General features: G+C 45.6%; 21 protein-coding genes and 1 pseudogene. 16 read left to right on the top strand and 6 right to left on the bottom strand.

Annotated features, from left to right (window positions below; all coding sequences use genetic code 11):
• Positions 1-178: 178 nt before the first annotated feature.
• Positions 179-1,186: a 2-hydroxyacid dehydrogenase gene (locus QUA83_RS03205; RefSeq protein WP_333291452.1), complete on the bottom strand. Its 1,008-nt coding sequence runs from the start codon at positions 1,184-1,186 to the stop codon at positions 179-181.
• 244 nt (positions 1,187-1,430) lie between these two features.
• Between QUA83_RS03205 and QUA83_RS03200 the strand changes: the two genes are divergently transcribed.
• A complete protein-coding gene (locus QUA83_RS03200) occupies positions 1,431-2,435 on the top strand; it encodes an ion transporter (protein WP_333291450.1) in 1,005 nt (334 codons plus the stop codon).
• A 97-nt stretch (positions 2,436-2,532) separates the two neighbouring features.
• On the opposite strand, the gene QUA83_RS03195 is transcribed toward QUA83_RS03200, so the two are convergent.
• From QUA83_RS03195 to QUA83_RS03185, 3 genes are all read right to left on the bottom strand, one after another.
• Positions 2,533-3,267 carry an ABC transporter ATP-binding protein gene (locus QUA83_RS03195; protein WP_333291448.1) on the bottom strand — a complete coding sequence of 245 codons (735 nt, stop codon included), beginning with the start codon at positions 3,265-3,267 and terminating at the stop codon, positions 2,533-2,535.
• Between the two features lie 254 nt (positions 3,268-3,521).
• On the bottom strand, positions 3,522-4,178 hold the full coding sequence (locus tag QUA83_RS03190; RefSeq protein ID WP_333291447.1) for an energy-coupling factor transporter transmembrane component T: 657 nt from the start codon (positions 4,176-4,178) through the stop codon (positions 3,522-3,524).
• Positions 4,171-5,100, bottom strand: a complete 930-nt coding sequence (locus QUA83_RS03185) for an energy-coupling factor ABC transporter permease (protein ID WP_333291444.1) — start codon at positions 5,098-5,100, stop codon at positions 4,171-4,173. The genes QUA83_RS03190 and QUA83_RS03185 overlap by 8 nt, the downstream gene beginning before the upstream one ends.
• 2 nt (positions 5,101-5,102) lie before the next feature.
• Here QUA83_RS03185 and QUA83_RS03180 point away from each other — a divergent pair, with 2 nt between their 5' ends.
• The 7 genes and pseudogenes from QUA83_RS03180 (at position 5,103) to QUA83_RS03150 (ending at position 10,838) form a co-directional block, all read left to right on the top strand.
• Positions 5,103-5,234, top strand: a complete 132-nt coding sequence (locus tag QUA83_RS03180) for a hypothetical protein (protein ID WP_333291442.1) — start codon at positions 5,103-5,105, stop codon at positions 5,232-5,234.
• 855 nt (positions 5,235-6,089) lie between these two features.
• Entirely contained in the window at positions 6,090-6,410 is a 321-nt protein-coding gene (locus tag QUA83_RS03175) for a hypothetical protein (RefSeq protein ID WP_333291441.1), read from the top strand.
• 268 nt (positions 6,411-6,678) lie between these two features.
• Complete coding sequence (locus QUA83_RS03170; protein WP_333034807.1) at positions 6,679-7,113, top strand: ferritin-like domain-containing protein; 435 nt, start codon at positions 6,679-6,681, stop codon at positions 7,111-7,113.
• A gap of 96 nt (positions 7,114-7,209) precedes the next feature.
• Positions 7,210-8,172, top strand: coding sequence for an FTR1 family protein (locus tag QUA83_RS03165; protein WP_333291439.1), 963 nt, complete (start codon positions 7,210-7,212; stop codon positions 8,170-8,172).
• A gap of 597 nt (positions 8,173-8,769) precedes the next feature.
• Complete coding sequence (locus tag QUA83_RS03160; RefSeq protein ID WP_333034951.1) at positions 8,770-9,507, top strand: response regulator transcription factor; 738 nt, start codon at positions 8,770-8,772, stop codon at positions 9,505-9,507.
• Between the two features lie 549 nt (positions 9,508-10,056).
• Positions 10,057-10,179, top strand: a pseudogene (locus QUA83_RS03155) (chlorophyll a/b binding light-harvesting protein); the annotation flags it as partial.
• A 143-nt stretch (positions 10,180-10,322) separates the two neighbouring features.
• Positions 10,323-10,838, top strand: coding sequence for a transcriptional repressor (locus tag QUA83_RS03150; protein WP_333291437.1), 516 nt, complete (start codon positions 10,323-10,325; stop codon positions 10,836-10,838).
• 142 nt (positions 10,839-10,980) lie between these two features.
• On the opposite strand, the gene QUA83_RS03145 is transcribed toward QUA83_RS03150, so the two are convergent.
• Both QUA83_RS03145 and QUA83_RS03140 read right to left on the bottom strand, forming a co-directional pair.
• Positions 10,981-11,832, bottom strand: a complete 852-nt coding sequence (locus tag QUA83_RS03145; RefSeq protein WP_333291436.1) for an Npun_R2479 family HD domain-containing metalloprotein — start codon at positions 11,830-11,832, stop codon at positions 10,981-10,983.
• 218 nt (positions 11,833-12,050) lie between these two features.
• A complete protein-coding gene (locus tag QUA83_RS03140; RefSeq protein WP_333034800.1) occupies positions 12,051-12,254 on the bottom strand; it encodes a hypothetical protein in 204 nt (67 codons plus the stop codon).
• A 454-nt stretch (positions 12,255-12,708) separates the two neighbouring features.
• Between QUA83_RS03140 and rpsL the strand changes: the two genes are divergently transcribed.
• The 8 genes from rpsL (at position 12,709) to QUA83_RS03100 (ending at position 19,766) form a co-directional block, all read left to right on the top strand.
• A complete protein-coding gene (gene rpsL / locus QUA83_RS03135; RefSeq protein WP_006632197.1) occupies positions 12,709-13,089 on the top strand; it encodes a 30S ribosomal protein S12 in 381 nt (126 codons plus the stop codon).
• Positions 13,090-13,234: 145 nt separating this feature from the next.
• Entirely contained in the window at positions 13,235-13,705 is a 471-nt protein-coding gene (gene rpsG, locus QUA83_RS03130) for a 30S ribosomal protein S7 (protein WP_006632196.1), read from the top strand.
• A gap of 345 nt (positions 13,706-14,050) precedes the next feature.
• Positions 14,051-16,123 carry an elongation factor G gene (gene fusA / locus QUA83_RS03125; protein WP_333291434.1) on the top strand — a complete coding sequence of 691 codons (2,073 nt, stop codon included), beginning with the start codon at positions 14,051-14,053 and terminating at the stop codon, positions 16,121-16,123.
• Positions 16,124-16,224: 101 nt separating this feature from the next.
• Positions 16,225-17,454 carry an elongation factor Tu gene (gene tuf, locus QUA83_RS03120; RefSeq protein WP_190660866.1) on the top strand — a complete coding sequence of 410 codons (1,230 nt, stop codon included), beginning with the start codon at positions 16,225-16,227 and terminating at the stop codon, positions 17,452-17,454.
• Positions 17,455-17,664: 210 nt separating this feature from the next.
• The gene (rpsJ, locus tag QUA83_RS03115) at positions 17,665-17,982 is read left to right on the top strand and encodes a 30S ribosomal protein S10 (RefSeq protein WP_445301757.1); all 318 of its coding nucleotides are present in this window, start codon (positions 17,665-17,667) and stop codon (positions 17,980-17,982) included.
• 234 nt (positions 17,983-18,216) lie between these two features.
• Positions 18,217-18,537, top strand: coding sequence for a DUF433 domain-containing protein (locus QUA83_RS03110; protein ID WP_333291432.1), 321 nt, complete (start codon positions 18,217-18,219; stop codon positions 18,535-18,537).
• Positions 18,464-18,925: a DUF5615 family PIN-like protein gene (locus tag QUA83_RS03105; protein ID WP_333291431.1), complete on the top strand. Its 462-nt coding sequence runs from the start codon at positions 18,464-18,466 to the stop codon at positions 18,923-18,925. Before QUA83_RS03110 ends, QUA83_RS03105 begins: the two co-directional genes overlap by 74 nt.
• A 199-nt stretch (positions 18,926-19,124) precedes the next feature.
• Positions 19,125-19,766 (top strand): LON peptidase substrate-binding domain-containing protein, encoded by a 642-nt coding sequence (locus tag QUA83_RS03100; protein WP_015174045.1) that lies wholly within the window; start codon positions 19,125-19,127, stop codon positions 19,764-19,766.
• Positions 19,767-19,798: the final 32 nt, after the last annotated feature.

The raw sequence follows: 19,798 nt of genomic DNA, 5'->3' as shown, positions 1-19,798 counted from the left end.
TCAGGTAAAATTGCAGGCTGTGAATTGCTGCCAGTATAATTCTCCGGCAATTAGCACAGCATCCGCGCTGCAGGGACTAATTGATGAGACTAAGGCAGAGTTTCACAAATTGCAAGCAAAAATAACGATATGACTTGATTTTAAACAATTGCCTTCGCTGCCAAATCGGTCTTTTGACTCATTTTTTCACTTGATCGAGGTCGATTTGATTCGGGCAAGGGCGTCCTTGTTCAAAGTCGGTGATATTGCCGATCGTAGTTTCGGCGATATTTGTCAAAGCTTCCTCGGTGAAAAAAGCTTGGTGTCCGGTAATCAGGACGTTGGGAAAAGTCAGCAAACGCTGAAAAACGTCGTCTTGAATAACGTGATTTGACAAATCCTCAAAAAACAGATCCGTCTCTTGTTCGTACACATCTAATCCGAGGTAGCCAATTATACCTGACTTCAGTGCTTTGGTGACAGCTTTAGTGTCAATCAACTGACCGCGGCTGGTATTGATCAGCATCATTCCCGGTTTCATTTGCTCGATCGCCTCTGCACCTATCAAATGGTAAGTTTCCGGCATCAGCGGACAGTGAAGGCTGACAATATCAGAGGCGGCGAACAGTTCCGGGAGTGCGACGTATTCCATGCCTAGGGCAAGGCAATCTGGGTTTTGGTAAACATCGTATCCCAGCAGGCGACACCCGAATCCATGCAGAATTTGGGCAGTAATTGCGCCAATTCTGCCTGTTCCGACGATTCCCACCGTTTTACCGTGGAGGTCAAAACCCAACAAGCCATCTAGGGCGAAATTGCCTTCGCGGACGCGGTTGTAAGCCCGATGGATTCTGCGGTTGAGGGACAAAATCAGAGCGACTGCGTGTTCTGCCACTGCGTAGGGAGAATAAGCCGGAACTCGCAGCAAAGTTAGATCTAAATCCTTCGCTGCTGCTAAATCGACGTGATTAAATCCGGCAGATCTCAGGGCCAGCAAGCGGACGCCTTTTTCGGCAATGCTAAGCAGCGTTTTCGCGTCCAAGGAGTCGTTCACGAACGCGCAGACTGCCGGAAATCCAGCAGCCAAAACGCTGGTTTCCAAGTTCAGACGCGGTTCAAAAAAAACTAAATCGTGTTTGCCGCCGACATTCGCTGCTTCCAGAAATGTGCGATCGTAGGATTTAGTGCTGAATACGGCTACCTTCATGATTTTTGCCTGCAAACCCAGTAATAGTTGGAAATTTTTTCCAGATTAACTCTAAATTTTACTAGAGCGCCGTTGCCCCAAACAACCCACTTTCCCTGATAAATATTGAATTTCGTAACAAGAGCATCTGTGAAGATACCAATTTTTTAGCTTTAGCACAACTCCTGCTTAATTTTTTTAATTTAATTGTTTAGACTGTAGTAAAGCGTGAGCGTTAATTGCTAAAATCTTAGGACAAACTCAGATGCGTAAAAAAATCAAAACAATAATTTATGAAATTTTAGAAACCTCAGAAGCAAGCAATTTATACAGTTTAGCCGATGATGTTGTCATAACTTGTTTAATTCTGATCAACGTCGCAGCTTTTATTGCTTCTACTTCGCCCACATTGTCGCCAGAACACACATCGCTTTTGGTAAACATCGAAATTGTTTCTTCCTTAGTATTTACAATAGAATATATTTTAAGGCTCTGGGTGTCTACAGTCGATCGCAGATACAGCCACCCGCTTTGGGGAAGATTGAGATATGCTCTGACACCGCTAAGTTTGATAGATTTAATTTCCATCTTACCTTTTTACTTCTTGCTGTTATTTCCTAGTTTAAACTTTGTTAATTTAATTCGTGTTTTGCGCTTGTTGCGCTTGCTAAAAATGAGCCGTTATTCAGAGTCTGTTAGAACTCTGGGAGCAGTATTGTACGCTAAGAAAGAGGAGTTGATTGCCACTGCATTTGCAGTTTTTATTCTGTTAATATTTGCCTCTAGCATCATGTATTTTGTTGAATACGAGGCACATCCCAAAGCTTTTGGCAGCATCCCCGATGCAATGTGGTGGGGAGTTGTGACATTGACTACTGTGGGTTACGGCGATATTTATCCAATCACTCCTTTAGGAAAATTGTTAGGAGCCATGTTAGCATTTTTGGGAATCGGAATTTTTGCGTTACCTGCGGGGATAATTGCTGGGGGTTTTTCCGAGGAACTACAAAAGAGAAAGCAGGAAAAAAAAGCTGAAAATTTAGAGGAATTTGCGAATTGTCAATCGGTCAAAATGCTGGCGGAAATCGAGGCCAGTTTTGAACAAAAGCAAAGGGCGATCGCACTTCACATCGAAAGTTCGTCAGAATTGATGAAATTGTGTGTTCAAATGGCCAAACAGAAGTTAGGAAGTGAGTTTCAAAATGAACAAATTTTGCGCGATTTAGCTATTCATTTGTACAATGAGGCAGTCCGCAAATTTGAGCTTTAATTACAGATATACATTGCCTATGATTGCCACCCCATCGTTACCATCGCTTGTAATTAGTAATGATTGCTTTATGTAATGAGTAACGGTCAAGAGTTAATTACCAATCTGGTGGCAAATTGTAATATTCGAGAGTTGATTTATCTGCTAGCAAATCTTTGGTTTTTCTGTCAATTTTAATCTCACCATCCGCCAAAACTAAAGCCCTTTGAGTCGTTTTCCCGATCCAATTCAAATTGTGAGAAGCGATCAAAATTACCTCGATCGGCAATTGGGACAAAACCTTAGCCAAGTGACGCCGCCAAGAGGGATCGAGTCCATTAGTCGGCTCGTCTAAGATCAAAATTGCCGGCTCTAGTGCTAAAATTGCTGCCAAGGCGGCTAATCTTCTTTGGCCTCCCGAAAGTTCGTGGGCCGAACGGTTGGCAAATTCTACTAAACCAAATTCGTCTAATAGGGCTAAAGCTCGATCGCGCGCAACTCCCGGCGGCACTCCGTAATTGCGAGGCCCGAACATGACATCCTCTAAAATAGTGGGCATAAATAGCTGGTCGTTAGCATCTTGAAAGCAAAATCCAATCTGCCTGCGCGCCTGGGATAACGTCGCCTCTTCCAACTTTTTTCCCTGCACTCTAATCTCGCCCGCTTGAGGGATTTTTAATCCAATCAAGTTTTCGAGTAAAGTGCTTTTACCAGCACCTGTCAGGCCGAGTAGAGCAACTCTTTCTCCTGGTTGCAAACTAAAAGAAATTCCCCGCAATATTGGCTTTTGATCGGGATATCCGAATACTAACTTTTCTACTTCTATTGTTGGCACTGATTTTAGTCTACTCAAGTTTTATTTTCCTCTATTTTAGGATTAAGAGTGTTTAACCGCAGAGAGCGCAGAGGGCGCAGAGAGGGGAAGGGAGAAGGCAAAAGGTAGAGGAATGAATTAATCAATTACCAATTCTACTCGTTCACAGGCTCTGCCTGGGAACGCAGATCGGGAGGCTCTGCCTCCAATTTTCCTCCGCAAGAAGCGAGGCAGAGCCTCTGGATATGGATTCCCAGACAGAGCCGGGAACCAGTTAAATGCCCAATGCCCAATTACGAATAACCATAAGAAGCTATTGTTAATCCTGCTGCCATTAAAATTGCTAGTGTCAGCCAGAGTCGCTCTTTAGGTGTCGATTTGGAGTCGGAGGGCAAACTTCCTTTATAGCCGCGAATTAGCATGGCTGCGTGTACTCTTTCTGCCCGATCGAGACTTCGCAAATAAAGCGCTCCGATCATGGAAGCACTGGCGTAACGCAGCCATCCTCCGGTACCGGACAAGCCCCGGAGTTGGGCAGATATTTTCATGCGGTTGACTTCGGCCAGCAGGATTTCTAAGTATTGTCCTGTTAAAAGTACAATCTCTTGCAAACCGGCTGGTAGGGGTAATCCTTTGAGGGCGATTCCGAAACTGTGGGGTGGCAAAGTTAGCAGAAAACTGTTCATAATTAGCAGGCAAATTAGGGAACGCAGCAACAGAAAACTGGCTCGTTCCCAACCTTGGGGCAGCACTAATAAGGAGAGAAAAAGCAATTCTGCTCCCAACAGTTGCGCTAGGGTTCGTACCGGAGCCCTGAGCCGAAATGACCACAAAAGTGCGATCGCCCCATAAATTCCCAGCCACAGCCAAGCGCCTGTCTTCAGAAAACCCATGCCAATCACAATTGTGAGAGACACTCGCAATCGAAAAGGTATGGAGAGTTTAAACATCTTTAGGTTTTACCACCAACTGAGCAATCCCAAAAGCCGCGCCGAAGCTGAAGGCAGACCCTAAAAGTCCAGCAATGCTAGTACCAATCGGCTGTTCTTCTAATCCTTTAACTGTGTAATCTGCTAAAGGAGTGGGATTTTCGATCGCCACAGCTTCTTTATCTTTAAAGCCGTATTTTTCGGCTACCGCTTCTAACCCGTCAGGCCAACTTGAAGCAAACAGTGAAAGCACCCCGGAAATTAATAAAACTCCGATTACTGGCACTACCCATTTCTGCAATTGTGGCTGTTGTCCCGGCAATAAATCCGGCCGCACTTTGACGAGATAAGTTAAAACGCTGCCTGTAATTACCCCTTCGCCAATCCCAATTAAAATATGTACCCCTACCATTGCTGGCAATGCCATATTGAGTCCTACGGTTCCAGAAATTGCCAATTGGATCGCCACACAAATCGAAGCAGCCACGACGCTGAGGCCAGCGGCGATACCCGCAGCTAGCGGCAAACGATTTCTGGAACCTCCCAAAAGTTGCTGCAATGGCTGCAACAGCCACCAGCCAACCCAAATGCCAACTAGCCCCATGTTAAAAATATTGGCTCCCAAGGCGGTGATGCCCCCGTCGGCAAACAAGACGCTTTGAATTATAAAAACTGTGCTCATTGACAAAGTTGCCGCCCAAGGGCTTCCCAAAACGACGGATGCGAGCGCCCCTCCCAACAAGTGGCCGCTGGTGCCGCCGGCTACGGGAAAGTTGATCATCTGGGCTGCAAACACGAAAGCTGTGGTTAAGCCCATGATTGGGGCTTGTCGAAGTCCAAGACTGGCGCGGGTTCGATTTAAGGCAACTGCAATTACTGCTGCGCTTGCTATGCCGGTGGCAATGGCTACTGGCGGTGAAAGGAAACCATCAGGTATGTGCATTGATGTATCCAAACGAGAGAACTTGCAACTCTTTAGTCAACTATTTTTTACAAAAATTTAAAACCCCCTCTGGGGGCATTAATGCGATCGAGCGATCGGGGGAGTTGCGGCAGGCGATCGCTTATCTGATATAGATTCGGGCTTCAGAGCCAGAGTTTTGAGGATGAGAAATGTAACATTAAATAATCCTGAAGAATTATTCTGATATTTTACCGAACCCCCCACATTCAAGCTTTTGGATAAGAATTATCAATGTTGGTTTACATATTCAACTGCAAAATGTATTTACCATCAAGCTCAAGCAATAATTTAAAAAAAAATATAAAGAAAAAAGTTAAAATCCTTACTTGGTTTTATTTCCGACTCTTCACAATAATGTGCATTTAAATTGAATGTCAAAAAACAATTCCCCGTCTTGTGGGGTGGGCGTCCCGCCCGCCCTCAATATGCAATTTAAATGCGTGACATCTTAGCAGCAGCTAAATTACCCGATAGCTAATCCAAGCCAAAGTGGTGCGTATTTTTGATACTAAAAAATTCTAATTATTGCTAGTTAATATATAGCTTTTTTCAAAAAAATATGAGGTACAAATTTTGAAAAAAAGCTTTATAAAACAGGGTTTGTGTATACCTAATCTATCTGATATTCGCTATAGTTATTAGTTTCGATCACAACTATATACTGGAATCCTCTTTTTCCCTACTTACCGTTAAATCAAGTAATATAAGGTTTGATAATGGATACAAAAAACAAGCCACTCTCGGCCAGGGAGATGCACAAAATACTTGAGGTTAGCGTCGGAGTTTTGAGTTTTTTAGTTGTGACTTATCATCACAATACTTAGCGTTAGCTTAAATAAAAAATTCGCAGTTTTCCTGTCAATTTTTTGAAAATTTAGGGGCAAAATCTCGCTAAGGTAGCAGATGCAAATCCTGTTCATAATAAATCAGACAAATCAGCTATTGCTAGTAGCAGTGCGCTTCCGGCTATGTTTACTGATAGTCAAAAAAAGCTGCCTGAAAAGTCTTCTGATGTTGCACCTTCTACTAATAAGTCTTCTGAAACAGCTATTGCCAGTAGCCCCAAAGATCAGACTGTCCAAGCTCCAACTGTATCAGCAGGTAAGCCGGAAGTTCAGGCAGTGGATGGAACAATTCAGACAGCAGAAATTACCGATCGCGCTAAACTAGATGAATTAGCTCTGAAAGTCTACGATCGCATAAATGAGACTTGGCAAACTAGCCCTACGTTCAATCAAAATCTAGTATATCGAGTCAGCGTCAGTCAACAAGGGCGATCGGCAATTTAGAGCTACTCAATCAACCAGCCAAGGATTACACCCAAGAAACTCCTTTGCCAAATCTGCTGAAATCTTCCGAAACTAGCAGTAACAGTGCAGCACCAGTCGCTAAGTTTACTGTAGTGTTTGCTCCTACTGGAACCTTAGAAGTTAACCCCTAACTCACATACAACATCTCTCCGGTAAGGAGCGCCATCACCACCTTACTTTTCATTTTTAACTTAAATGTGATATTATAAACAGCGCCCTCTAAGGCATTCTACCTCTAAAACAACAAATGAAAGAACTTGACGAGAAAAAAACCCAGGAACTGCTATGCACCATCATGGAATGGGAACTTGCAGGTGTCGTGCGCTATACCCACTATTCACTAATGGTGACAGGGCCAAACCGGATTCCCATCGTGCAGTTTTTTAAAGCACAAGCAACGGAATCTCTACTCCACGCCCAACAAGCAGGAGAAATTCTCACAGGTTTAGAGGGGCATCCCAGTCAGAAAATTGCTCCCATCGAAGAAACCTACAAACACTCGGTGAAAGACTTGTTAGAAGAAAGTTTAAATCACGAGAAAAAAGCCCTCAAAAAGTATAAATCTTTACTTGAAGTCGTGACCAACTCCAGCGTTTATTTGGAAGAATATGCCCGAAATCTAATTGGACAAGAAGAATTGCACCAAGTAGAACTGAAAAAAATGCTGCGGGATTATAGTTGATTTAATCATTAGTTAATTGTTATTGGTTATTGGTTATTGGTTATTTCCAATCACCAATGACCAATGCCCCATGCCCATGCCCTATGATTATAAAAAATGAATTTTAGTGAAGCCATACCGACTTTTGTAATTACCCTGCGCGAAGGCGTAGAAGCCGCCTTAGTCATCGGAATTGTACTAGCTTGCCTCAAAAAAGCCGAGCAAAGTCACCTCAATTCTTGGGTTTATGCAGGTGTCGCAGCCGGCATTGGTGCTAGCGGTATTGTGGGTACTGTATTTAATGGATTGCTGGCAGCATTATCAACATCCGAACAGCCTTACGCACCAGTCATTAAACAGCTATTAGAGGGCGTGTTGGGGTTTGTGGCGATCGCAATGCTAAGCTGGATGCTAATTTGGATGACTCAGCAAGCTCGCTTTCTCAAAGCAGAAGTTGAAGGAGCAGTTACAGCAGCTTTGACAGAAAATAGCAATGCTGGCTGGGGCGTATTTGGCTTAATTTTTATTGCGGTACTGCGCGAAGGTTTTGAAACAGTTATATTTGTCAGCGCTCAATTTCAACAAGGTTTGAGTCCCGCTTTGGGAGCTTTGGGCGGTTTGACTGGGGCGGCAATCATTGGCGCGCTACTGTTCAAGTGGGGTGTCAAAATTGATATCCGCCTGTTTTTCAAGTTTATGGGGATTTTGTTGCTGTTAATCGTGGCAGGTTTGGCAGTATCTGCACTCAAGCATTTTGACCAAGCCGCTGGGATTTTGTCGCAGATGAATAGTAAGTATGCAGCGATTTGTTTTTATTACGATCGCCTCGCACCACTCCACTCTTGTATTTTAGGGCCTCTGGTGTGGAATGCAGCGGAAATTTTGCCCGATCGACAATTTCCAGGAGTGATTCTCAAAGCACTGTTTGGATACAGAGACCGACTTTATCTTGTCCAAGCGGCGGCTTACACAATATTCTTAGCCACCATCGGCGGTCTTTATTTCCAAAAACTAGGCTCTCAGGCGACTCTTCCCAACCAAAATACTCAGCCAGCTCGATCGGAAACTCGCCCTCAGTAGGTATGCAAGCGGTTTTTATCGGTTGTTTTACTAATTGTATGGCGAGCAAAAAATTAGCCCCACAGACATAAAAATGACCAAAAATTGTCAGGTTGCGGGATTGATTATTTGACTTTTATATGATATGATTTAAAGATGTTAATTTACTTTAGTTTATTATAAATACTTATATTTATATTATTTAATAATACCATCAATACCCGAAAAAAACAAGCCCTACCCCCCTGAAAAAACACAAAAATTTTATCAGCAAAATTAACTAACTTAAAAAAATTACAGTTAACGGTTAACAGGGTTATGCAAAACGCAGACTACCGTTAGGGCGATCCTGTGAAGCCCCAGGCGCACCCTGCAAAAGTTAAGGCTGTTCTTTCCGACCAAAAATCTGTCCCCAGCAAGATTTTGGGTAAACAGTTTTCTGATAAGCGCTCTTAGGGCTTATAATTAGTACAAGAATATTTACAGAGTCCCGAAAGTTCTTAATCAACCTTATAATCCTTAATGAAGCTTAAAATTAAAAAATTGTTCGTTAAAGTTACCTGGAACCCCCAGAAGGCTGTAGGATCTGCCATTCGGTTAGCGGTGAGATAAATAATGATGCCTCGGATACTTGTTATTGATGATGACGCGGCGATCGCCGAACTCGTAGCAGTCAACCTCGAAATGGCTGGCTACGAAGTCACCCAGGCAGAAGACGGCATCAAAGGTCAGGCACTAGCCATACAACTGCTCCCCGACCTGATCATGCTAGACCTCATGCTGCCTAGAGTAGACGGATTCACCGTATGTCAGCGTTTGCGGCGTGACGAGCGCACCTCAGACATTCCCGTCTTGATGTTGACAGCCTTAAGTCAAACTCAAGACAAAGTAGAAGGCTTCAACTCCGGCGCCGACGACTACCTGACCAAACCCTTTGAACTAGAAGAGATGCTAGCCCGAGTGCGAGCTCTACTAAGGCGCACAGACCGCATCCCCCAAGCTGCCAAACACTCCGAAATCCTGAATTACGGCCCGCTGACCCTTGTCCCCGAAAGGTTTGAAGCTGTTTGGTACGATATGACCGTCAAACTGACCCACCTAGAGTTTGAGTTGCTGCACTGCTTGCTTCAGCGCCACGGTCAGACAGTCTCTCCCAGCGAAATTCTCAAAGAAGTGTGGGGTTACGACCCCGACGACGACATCGAAACTATTCGTGTACACATCAGACATCTGAGAACCAAGATGGAACCTGATCCCCGCCATCCTCGGTACATCAAAACCGTATACGGGGCGGGTTATTGCCTGGAGTTGCCCAACAACGAGCAAGTAGCTGAAGAAACCAAATCCTCTGCTTGAGTTAGCGCGCCAAATACAACAAGCAGTTAAAAATCCCCCTAGAAAAGCCTGAGAGCAAATGCTCTCAGGCTTGGTTTTTTGGAGTTTGAGATGAATATGTCAACAAGTAGCCATTAACTCTCTTGATTCGGAAAAAAACAATCCCGCAGCCCCCTCTAACCGTACTTTTAGAGAAGCTTGTCCATAGGAAAGTACCGGAGTTCTTTTTCCACCTTGTCTTTTTCGAGAGGATTTGATAGCTACTTAAACAATACTCTAGCCATAATACTCTTTAATAATATTATTTATCAATAAATTGAGAGGTATTCCTTTAGCTGCTATTTTTGCTAACGAGAAGCCAAACTCCCCTAAAGCGCCAAAAACAGTCACAATCGTGATATAACGAGGTTTTTTCCTACTGATTTACATACCTGAACCCAAATCAGTGAAAATTTTTCTCAAATACCCCTTGACGAAACTACTAAAATTGTTGATTATCTATATCAATAACCTGCGATCGCTTAAAACTCCCCTGACATCTTTCTCAAGAGGTAAATCGCCGTGACCAGCATGGCAAAATCCTTCCCAGCCGACGGAAAATCATTTCCCTGGTGGGTCGGCAATGCCCGCTTAATCAACCTTTCGGGCCGTTTGCTCGGTACCCATGTCCCCCACGCCGGCCTCATCGTCTTCTGAGCGGGAGTCTATACCCTATTGGAGTCTAGATTTATATGGATTCTCACGGAAAATATACTTTAGGAGCATCTAAAAAATAGCACGAATAAATAACAGATAATCCCCTACAATCCTCGTTCAACTTTTTTATTTTTTCCGACATGAATTTATACAGTGCTAACTCACTCAAAGTCGAACTCAACCAAAGAGGCTGCCGCCTGACTCCCCAGCGAGAAACTATTTTGAGTGTTTTTCAAAATCTGCCACAAGGCAATCATTTAAGTGCGGAAGAATTATACAAGACTTTGCAGAATAAAGGAGAACGAATAGGCTTGTCTACTGTCTACCGAACGCTGCATTTATTAGCAAGGATAGGAATTTTGCGTGAACTGGAATTAGCAGAAGGACACAAACATTACGAACTGAATTTTCCCGAATTGCACCACCACCACCATCTGGTTTGCATTCAGTGTCACAAAACATTTGAATTTAGCGATGAATCTATTTTAAGAATTGGCAAAAAGCAAGTTGAAAAAGCTGGGGTAGAACTGCTTGACTGTCAGTTAACGGTGCGAGCAGTTTGTTTGGAAGCGCTACGGGAGGGATGGCCTTCTTTGGTACCCAGCAATTGGTTGTGTCCCAGATATCATTCAGAAATTGATGAGGAAATTAGTTGAGTTGAATGAAATAAACTTCGGTAATTGGTGGTAATTGGTAATTTGTGCTTTTTTATTCGTTATGAAATATTAGTTATTAGCACCTAAAAATAACCAATGACAACTGACTGCTGACTGCTGACTGCTGAATTCACTTTTGTAATCAAGCAACCTCAGAATCGCAACGTTGGTGTTCCATCCGAAATATGTTAGCGTACAAACTAGCAACAATCTGTTTGCCTTCCTGCGTCAACTGCAAGTAACCGAGAGATTCACTGATGTGAGGATAAATGCCGCTCCAGTAAAACTTAGAGTAGCTTTGCAGCAAGTCGCCCGGATGTCGATACCCCAAAACTTTAGTAGCACCGCTTTCTTCCAACTCGTAAAACAGCGCGCCAATTTTTTGCAAATATTGCGGGTTGCTGAGCTGACCTATCAAGTCAGCACCGCGCACTAAACTAGAATAATTACCTGCATCCTCGTCAGTGTTGCCGTCAAGCACCGAGAAACGAGTCTGTTCTATGTTCTGCTTAATTATCTCAGCATTAATTAGCTTGTGGTTGCCGAAGCGCTCGTCAATGAACAATTTAGCTCTGTCAACTCGGTAAGGAGCTAAGCTAGCCGCTGTTGCACCGGGAGCAAGTGCAATTCTCATGCCATCTTTTCCGGTAGCATACAATCCTTCTGATTCTTGGTCTTGCCGGCAAACTCCTTTGACATATCCGATGTCTTGGCACAGCAAAGAAATGATGAAGTGCAGCCAATCTTCGCAGGAAACTCCGCCCTTGCGAATGTGTTTTCCCCGCAAGATTTCTTGACCGACTAAGCTAATGCAAATGGCGTGTTCTACATTGTGATAAAGAGCGTCGCTGTTGGCTATGTTTTCTAACGCCATTGCTCCCACCCAGGCAATAATGTCAGCATAGTCTGATTTGTAGCCTCCGTAAGTGCGGCTGTACCCGTTCTGAAGTTGTTCGATGAAAGCCTCGATCAGCAGTTCTGTAGAATTAAACATACCCTGTCCTTTTACCTTAATATTTCCTTTTAAGAGCAGTGCATCTATTGGGGAGTGATCTAATTTTATGGATGAGATTTTATCTCACAACTCATGCACCCCGTGTGCGTTGTGTTCTGGGGGTGGCAAGTGGGTGGCAATCTCAAAACTCATTGACGCAGCTACGCCTGGGGAGTCACGAAGCAATCTCGCGCCTTGACTCAAAACTCCCAAGCAACTCAGTCCATCACTGACACCCATCCCCGCCGTACTGCATACAGCAGCCTGCTGACAATTTTTCGATCCTCTGAGCTTTTTAAACTGTGAGAATTAATTGCGTATTGAATTTGCTGGAACACAGTCCGATCGATCTTACCGGATTTCCAAATATTCAAGTAAAGTTCGGAAATTTTATATTCAGGAATATAAGCTTTGGTTGTCATCTGCAGTCAACTCAATGTATATTTCTTATTGTCCGGCAATTTTAGATCATTTTATGTGATGTAGATCGGCTATAGACGTGATGCGATCCCAGGCTGGACTTAATGCGCCTCTCCTAACAATGGTAATTTGATCGAAAAAGCGCGATATTGCGATCGTCATAAATTTTGCTGACGGCTGTGAAAATCATCATAGTTGCGCCTAAATTATAGGATGTCACATACCATTCTCCCGTTGCGCTCGCCTCTTCCCAACTTGCAGCAAGGAAGGAAGTTTGAGCGTGGGTCGCGAAAATTTCTTGCCAAAGAAACTCGCGTCGTGTACAATACAGAGTCTGGTATCCTCACTTACCCATAATTATTTTCATTCATCCCGTCCCCCCAGAGGGGAAGGGACTTTCAGTGCGGATACAGCCAAATCACTATATTCAGCAAAAAGCTAGAAATGCCGTAACTCATGCCCACTATTCAGCAACTCATCCGTTCAGCACGGGAACAAACGCAGAAAAAAACCAAATCGCCAGCTCTCAAGAGTTGCCCCCAGCGCCGCGGAGTTTGCACCAGAGTGTACACGACCACCCCGAAAAAACCCAACTCGGCGCTGCGGAAGGTGGCTCGGGTACGGCTGACCTCTGGTTTTGAAGTCACCGCCTACATCCCTGGGATCGGTCACAACTTGCAAGAACACTCGGTAGTAATGATCCGGGGCGGTCGGGTAAAAGATTTGCCCGGAGTTAGATACCACATCATTCGGGGTACCTTAGACACCGCTGGGGTGAAAGACCGCAAGCAGGGTCGTTCCAAATACGGGGCCAAGCGTCCTAAAGAGAAAAAATAACACGGAACTCGCCCGATCGTCGGGGTTGGGAAGCAAAAATAAATCCGATCGCACAGATCAATTGCACGCTCGATCGTCATAAATCGAGATGTGATCCCAAAACCCCAAACTCAATCATTCAAAATCAAAAATCCCAAATAGAACTATGTCTCGCCGCACAGTTATTCAAAAACGTCCAGTTCCACCAGATCCAACCTACAACAGCCGGTTGGTAAGCATGATGGTGAGACGGATCATGCAGCACGGCAAAAAATCCGTTGCCTCCAGCATCGTCTACGACGCCCTCAAAACCATCCAAGAACGCACAGGGGCTGAACCGTTAGACTTGTTTGAAAAAGCAGTCAAAAACGCGACACCCCTGGTCGAAGTCAAAGCCCGCCGGGTAGGTGGCGCCACCTACCAAGTGCCAATGGAAGTGCGTTCCGATCGCGGTACAACCCTCGCCCTCCGCTGGCTGATCAGATTTGCCCGCGCCCGCACCGGCCGCTCGATGGCAGCCAAGCTAGCCAACGAACTGATGGATGCAGCTAACGAAACAGGGAGTGCTATTCGCAAGCGCGAAGAAACTCACCGCATGGCTGAAGCTAACAAGGCTTTTGCTCACTACCGCTACTAACTGCAACATCGGGCATGGAGAAGGGCGCGATCGTTCGGTATAAAAGCATCGGGTGAGAAATTGGAAAGTGTAAGTTTTGAGTGTTGAGATTGCTTCTCTTGGCGCACTTGCGATTCGTGAAGCAAACTCAAAACTCTCAAAATCAAAATTCATGCACTCAAAATTTACGCACTCTCTGAATCCTCCATGTCGCATCCTTAATATTTTTGTAAACAAATCTTGCAAAAAATATTAAAATGTAACAATAAGCTCCAGAGACTTTTGTAAGTCACTGGGGAGTGCAAAATAGGGTTACTGTGTAGTATAATAGTATTATAACAGCAACACAAGATTAAGGAGGTAGCTGTGGCACGTACCGTCCCGCTAGAAAAAACTCGCAACATCGGCATCGCAGCCCACATAGACGCGGGCAAAACAACAACAACTGAAAGAATTCTGTTCTATTCAGGCATGGTTCACAAAATGGGTGAAGTGCACGAGGGAACAGCAGTCACTGACTGGATGGAGCAAGAGCGGGAGCGGGGAATTACGATTACTGCCGCTGCTATCACCACCAGTTGGAAAGATTACAAAATCAACATCATCGACACTCCCGGACACGTAGACTTCACGATCGAAGTCGAACGCTCGATGCGAGTGCTCGACGGAGTGATCGCAGTGTTCTGCTCGGTAGGGGGAGTGCAGCCGCAATCCGAAACAGTTTGGCGACAGGCCGATCGGTACAAAGTACCGAGGATCGTGTTCGTCAACAAAATGGATCGGATGGGCGCAAACTTCTACAAAGTCTACGGCCAAATTCGCGATCGCATGAGAGCGAACGCCGTACCCATCCAAATCCCGATCGGCAGTGAAGAAAACTTCCGGGGAATTGTAGACTTAGTGCACATGAAAGCCTATATCTACAACAACGACATGGGAACCGACATCGAGGAAGTAGAAATCCCCGATGAAGTAAAGGATCTAGCCGTAGAATACCGCACTAAGCTGATCGAGTCCGTAGCAGAAACCAGCGACGCCCTCACGGAGAAATACCTCGAAGGCGAAGAGTTAACGGAAGACGAAATCCGCTTGGCCCTGCGTCACGGCACTGTCGAAGGTACGATCGTCCCCATGTTGTGCGGTTCGGCATTCAAAAACAAAGGCGTCCAGTTGTTGTTGGATGCAGTCATCGACTATCTGCCATCGCCCTTGGAAGTGCCTCCAATTCAAGGACTCCTGCCCAACGGCGACACAGCAGAGCGGTTTGCCGACGACAACGCCCCGCTGTCAGCTCTGGCATTCAAAATCATGGCTGACCCCTACGGCCGCCTGACCTTTGTTCGCGTCTACTCCGGTATCCTCAAAAAAGGAACCTACGTCCAGAACTCCACCAAAGACAAAAAAGAGCGGGTTTCTCGCCTAATTGTACTCAAAGCGGACGATCGGATAGAAGTTGAGGAACTGCGGGCAGGAGACTTGGGAGCAGCCTTGGGTTTGAAAGACACCTTCACCGGCGACACCCTCTGCGAAGAAGGAGCGCCAGTGATTCTGGAATCTCTGTTTATACCAGAGCCAGTTATCTCGGTGGCTGTCGAACCCAAAACCAAACAAGACATGGAGAAGCTCTCCAAAGCCCTCCAGTCGCTCTCGGAAGAAGACCCCACCTTCCGAGTCAACGTTGACCCAGAAACCAACCAGACAGTCATCGCCGGCATGGGCGAACTGCACCTGGAAATCCTGGTAGACAGGATGCTGCGGGAATTCAAAGTAGAAGCGAACGTGGGTCAGCCACAAGTAGCCTACCGTGAAACCATTCGCAAATCCGTCCGCGCCGAAGGTAAATTTATTCGCCAAAGCGGCGGTAAAGGTCAGTACGGTCACGTTGTGATCGAACTAGAACCCACCGAAGTCGGAAGTGGCTTTGAATTTGTCTCCAAAATTGTTGGTGGCACTGTACCCAAAGAGTACATCGGCCCAGCAGAACAAGGGATGAAAGAAGCGTGCGAATCAGGTATTGTAGCAGGATATCCCGTGATTGACCTCAAAGCTACTATGGTAGACGGGTCTTTCCACGACGTAGACTCCTCAGAAATGGCATTTAAGATCGCCGGTTCAATGGCGATCAAAGAAGCCGTGATGAAGGCGTCGCCAGTGCTGCTAGAGCCTATGATGAAAGTAGAGGTTGAAGTTCCCGAAGATTACATCGGGAACGTCATCGGAGACCTCAACTCGCGTCGGGGTCAGATCGAAGGTCAAGAGACGGATCAGGGGATAGCTAAAGTTTCTGTAAAAGTTCCACTAGCAGAAATGTTTGGTTACGCCACCGACATCCGCTCGAAAACCCAAGGTCGAGGCATCTTCACAATGGAATTCAGCCATTACGAAGAAGTGCCGCGAAACGTGGCTGAAGCCATTATCGCTAAGAACAAAGGGAACTAATGATTTTAGATTTTAGATTTTGGATTTTGGATTGAATCCAAAGTCTAAAATCTAAAATCTCAAGTCTAAAATCGCTAAAAGAAACAAGGAACAGATCAAGAATGGCACGCGCAAAATTTGAACGGAATAAACCCCACGTAAACATCGGCACGATCGGTCACGTTGACCACGGCAAAACAACTTTGACCGCCGCGATTACGATGACTCTCTCTGCACTAGGTCAAGCAAAGGCTAAGAACTACGCCGACATCGACGCTGCACCTGAAGAAAAAGCACGGGGTATTACGATTAATACTGCTCACGTTGAGTACGAAACAACAGGTCGGCACTATGCCCACGTAGATTGTCCCGGACACGCTGACTATGTGAAAAACATGATCACCGGTGCAGCTCAAATGGACGGCGGCATCCTAGTAGTGTCAGCGGCAGACGGCCCCATGCCTCAAACTCGCGAACACATCCTGCTAGCTAAGCAAGTTGGCGTTCCCAGCCTGGTTGTCTTCTTGAACAAAGAAGACATGGTGGATGATGCTGAACTCTTGGAATTGGTAGAACTGGAAGTTCGGGAACTTTTGAGTTCTTACGATTTTCCGGGCGATGACATCCCCATCGTCACAGGTTCGGGATTGAAAGCTCTTGAAGCGATGCTTGCTAATCCCAAGACTGTCAAGGGCGAAAATGAGTGGGTTGACAAAATCTACAAGCTGATGGAAGAAGTAGATGCTTACATCCCCACCCCAGAACGCGAAGTTGACAAGCCTTTCTTGATGGCAGTTGAAGACGTGTTCTCGATTACTGGTCGGGGTACTGTCGCCACAGGCCGGATCGAACGTGGAACTATCAAAGTCGGCGAAACAGTCGAATTGGTAGGTCTTAAGGACACTCGCAGCACTACAGTGACTGGTGTGGAAATGTTCACCAAGTCTCTGGAAGAAGGTTTGGCCGGCGACAACGTGGGTCTACTGCTGCGGGGGATTTTAAAGGCGGATATTGAACGCGGAATGGTGATTGCCAAGCCGAAAAGCATCATGCCTCACACTCAGTTTGAATCTGAAGTGTACATCCTCAAGAAGGAAGAAGGCGGCCGGCACACGCCCTTTTTCTCTGGCTATCGCCCTCAATTCTACGTCCGTACCACTGACGTGACCGGCACGATCGCCCAATTCACCGCTGATGACGGTAGTGAAGCAGAAATGGTGATGCCCGGTGACCGGATCAAAATGACTGTTGAGTTGATTCACCCGATCGCGATCGAACAAGGAATGCGCTTCGCTATCCGCGAAGGCGGCCGCACCGTCGGCGCCGGCGTTGTTTCCAAAATCCTCAAGTAGGACTCCGATAACAGCCTAAATAGCAGAAAAGCCGCCAAATGTCAATAGGCTTTTCTGCTATTTAGTGAGTAGTGAGTAGTTATAGGTTAGTGGCCAGTTGTTAGTAGTTATGGGTTAAATGTTCAATAACAAATAACAAATAACAAATGACTGATGACTAATGACTAATGACTAAAAATAAACTGAACCTCGAAAATTCAAGAAACAAAAATGGCAACAATTCAACAGCAAAAAATTCGCATTCGCCTCAAAGCTTTCGATCGCCGGATTCTAGACGCATCCTGCGAAAAGATTGTAGATACAGCAAATCGGACAGCAGCCATAGCGATCGGCCCGATTCCCCTACCGACAAAACGACGGATTTACTGCTTGCTGCGATCGCCCCACGTAGACAAAGATTCTCGCGAACACTTTGAAACCCGCACGCACCGCCGCATCATCGACATTAAGCAGCCATCGGCCAAAACAATTGACGCTTTGATGAAACTGGATTTGCCAGCCGGCGTAGATATCGAAGTCAAGCTGTAGATTGAGTCTTGGGAAAATCACAAAAGAAGGAACAAGGGAAAAATACTTTGTTCCTTTTTTTCATTCCCGGATGCAAGGATAGTCAGAAACCAGTTTTAAAGTTGAGAATTACGATCAAGGTGTTGTAAGCTGCGTTGCTGGTAATGCTATGGTTGATAAGATTCTTTTCTTTTTCGATAAATTTGCTATGATAGTTTAAGCGATCGCTATTCGATATTTCTTCAATTACCAGCTATGAACATTCAGTTGGTTGACTCCTTAATTCAAGTCATTGAATCGCTAACACCTGAAGAGAGTTTGTTGTTCCAAGAAAAACTTTCAGCTAGGGCGATTCAGAGTACACCTGGAGTCTGTGGAGGAAATGCCCGGATTCGCAACACCCGCATTCCTGTTTGGACACTCGTTTCGCTTCACCAACAGGGGGCTGATGAGGCTGAGTTACTTCAGAATTATCCAGTCTTGGACGATCGCGATCTAGAGAATGCTTGGCGTTATTACGATCGCCACCGCGAAGAAATCGATCGTATTATTATTTCTCATCAAACCGATGATTGAAAGGGTAAGGTTTTATTCCAATGAAAATTTCCCGATCGCAATGGTCGAGTATTTGCGTAGTCTTGACAGTGATGTTTTAACTTCTTATGATGCGGGTCAAGCAAATCAAGGAATTCCTGATAACGAGGTTCTGCGCTTTGCGACTGCACAAAATCGGGCGGTAATTAGCTTCAATCGCGATGATTTTGTGGCACTGCACCGTGGTGGCGATCGCCACGCAGGAATTATTGTTTGTAAAGACGATCGAGATTACCTGGGACAAGTTACTATTCTTCATGCCTATCTTCAGCAGGTTGATTCGTTGGTCGATCGCCTAATTCGTATCAAAAAGCAGAATCAGCGTGGGTTGAGTCATCCGGTTTTTGTGGTTCAAGAGTACGCGCGATAATTCACCCACACCAAGTAAAAACTTGGGTAACAACCCAGGTTTTTGCGGAAAAACCCGGTTTCTGACCCTACGCATCAGCCCAAAGCCTCGATCGCCCGCGTCGCATTTCCCCCCGATCGCCCCTCACCCCCGCCCGGAATTGCCTTTAATCAGTTAAAGTAAGAAAAATAAGCGCAAGTACCGTCACTTTTGAGCGACAATGGCATCCTCTTCCTCTGTAGCAGTTCGCGAACTCCCCTTATTTCCGTTGCCGGAAGTGGTTCTATTTCCAGGTAGACCACTCCCGCTGCAAATCTTCGAGTTTCGCTATCGAATCATGATGAATACGATTCTGGAGGGCGATCGGCGTTTCGGTGTACTCATGTGGGACCCCAACCAAAACAAAGTCTCTGCCGTTGGCTGTTGCGCCGAAGTGATTCACTGTCAGCGCCTGCCCGACGATCGCATGAAAATTATGACTCTGGGCCAGCAGCGGTTCCGAGTGCTCGACGCCGTTCGGGAAAAACCCTATTTAGTCGGTCTAGTAGAATGGATCGAAGACGCACCGCCGCAACAAGACCTCAGACCTTTGGGAAAAGATGTCGAACAACTGCTGAGAGATGTAGTTCGCCTCTCCAGCAAATTGATGGATCAGCCGATCGACCTGCCCGAAGATATTCCCAGTTTGCCCACCGAATTGTCCTACTGGGTAGCCAGCTATCTTTACGGCGCAGCGACAGAACAGCAAACTCTTTTAGAATTGCAAGATACTGCTGCGAGATTGGAACGCGAAACCGAAATTTTGACTTCTACTCGCAATCACTTGGCAGCGAGGACTGTACTTAAAGATACCCTCAAGTAGCCTATTTGCCTAGGAAAAAGCACGATCGGTTT

Origin of the sequence: Microcoleus sp. K1-B1, assembly GCF_036704705.1 — a bacterium.
In the GTDB taxonomy this organism is placed as follows: domain Bacteria; phylum Cyanobacteriota; class Cyanobacteriia; order Cyanobacteriales; family Microcoleaceae; genus Microcoleus.
This window is presented reverse-complemented; position numbering and strand designations above follow the sequence as displayed.

What these genes read in the sequence shown, in the direction of transcription:
- QUA83_RS03205 (WP_333291452.1), bottom strand. Translation starts at nt 1,186, where the DNA reads ATGAAGGTAGCCGTATTCAGCACTAAATCCTACGATCGCACATTTCTG.
- QUA83_RS03200 (WP_333291450.1), top strand. Translation starts at nt 1,431, where the DNA reads ATGCGTAAAAAAATCAAAACAATAATTTATGAAATTTTAGAAACCTCA.
- QUA83_RS03190 (WP_333291447.1), bottom strand. Translation starts at nt 4,178, where the DNA reads ATGTTTAAACTCTCCATACCTTTTCGATTGCGAGTGTCTCTCACAATT.
- QUA83_RS03185 (WP_333291444.1), bottom strand. Translation starts at nt 5,100, where the DNA reads ATGCACATACCTGATGGTTTCCTTTCACCGCCAGTAGCCATTGCCACC.
- QUA83_RS03180 (WP_333291442.1), top strand. Translation starts at nt 5,103, where the DNA reads ATGTATCCAAACGAGAGAACTTGCAACTCTTTAGTCAACTATTTTTTA.
- QUA83_RS03175 (WP_333291441.1), top strand. Translation starts at nt 6,090, where the DNA reads ATGTTTACTGATAGTCAAAAAAAGCTGCCTGAAAAGTCTTCTGATGTT.
- QUA83_RS03170 (WP_333034807.1), top strand. Translation starts at nt 6,679, where the DNA reads ATGAAAGAACTTGACGAGAAAAAAACCCAGGAACTGCTATGCACCATC.
- QUA83_RS03165 (WP_333291439.1), top strand. Translation starts at nt 7,210, where the DNA reads ATGAATTTTAGTGAAGCCATACCGACTTTTGTAATTACCCTGCGCGAA.
- QUA83_RS03160 (WP_333034951.1), top strand. Translation starts at nt 8,770, where the DNA reads ATGCCTCGGATACTTGTTATTGATGATGACGCGGCGATCGCCGAACTC.
- QUA83_RS03150 (WP_333291437.1), top strand. Translation starts at nt 10,323, where the DNA reads ATGAATTTATACAGTGCTAACTCACTCAAAGTCGAACTCAACCAAAGA.
- QUA83_RS03145 (WP_333291436.1), bottom strand. Translation starts at nt 11,832, where the DNA reads ATGTTTAATTCTACAGAACTGCTGATCGAGGCTTTCATCGAACAACTT.
- QUA83_RS03140 (WP_333034800.1), bottom strand. Translation starts at nt 12,254, where the DNA reads ATGACAACCAAAGCTTATATTCCTGAATATAAAATTTCCGAACTTTAC.
- rpsL (WP_006632197.1), top strand. Translation starts at nt 12,709, where the DNA reads ATGCCCACTATTCAGCAACTCATCCGTTCAGCACGGGAACAAACGCAG.
- rpsG (WP_006632196.1), top strand. Translation starts at nt 13,235, where the DNA reads ATGTCTCGCCGCACAGTTATTCAAAAACGTCCAGTTCCACCAGATCCA.
- tuf (WP_190660866.1), top strand. Translation starts at nt 16,225, where the DNA reads ATGGCACGCGCAAAATTTGAACGGAATAAACCCCACGTAAACATCGGC.
- rpsJ (WP_445301757.1), top strand. Translation starts at nt 17,665, where the DNA reads ATGGCAACAATTCAACAGCAAAAAATTCGCATTCGCCTCAAAGCTTTC.
- QUA83_RS03110 (WP_333291432.1), top strand. Translation starts at nt 18,217, where the DNA reads ATGAACATTCAGTTGGTTGACTCCTTAATTCAAGTCATTGAATCGCTA.
- QUA83_RS03105 (WP_333291431.1), top strand. Translation starts at nt 18,464, where the DNA reads ATGCTTGGCGTTATTACGATCGCCACCGCGAAGAAATCGATCGTATTA.
- QUA83_RS03100 (WP_015174045.1), top strand. Translation starts at nt 19,125, where the DNA reads ATGGCATCCTCTTCCTCTGTAGCAGTTCGCGAACTCCCCTTATTTCCG.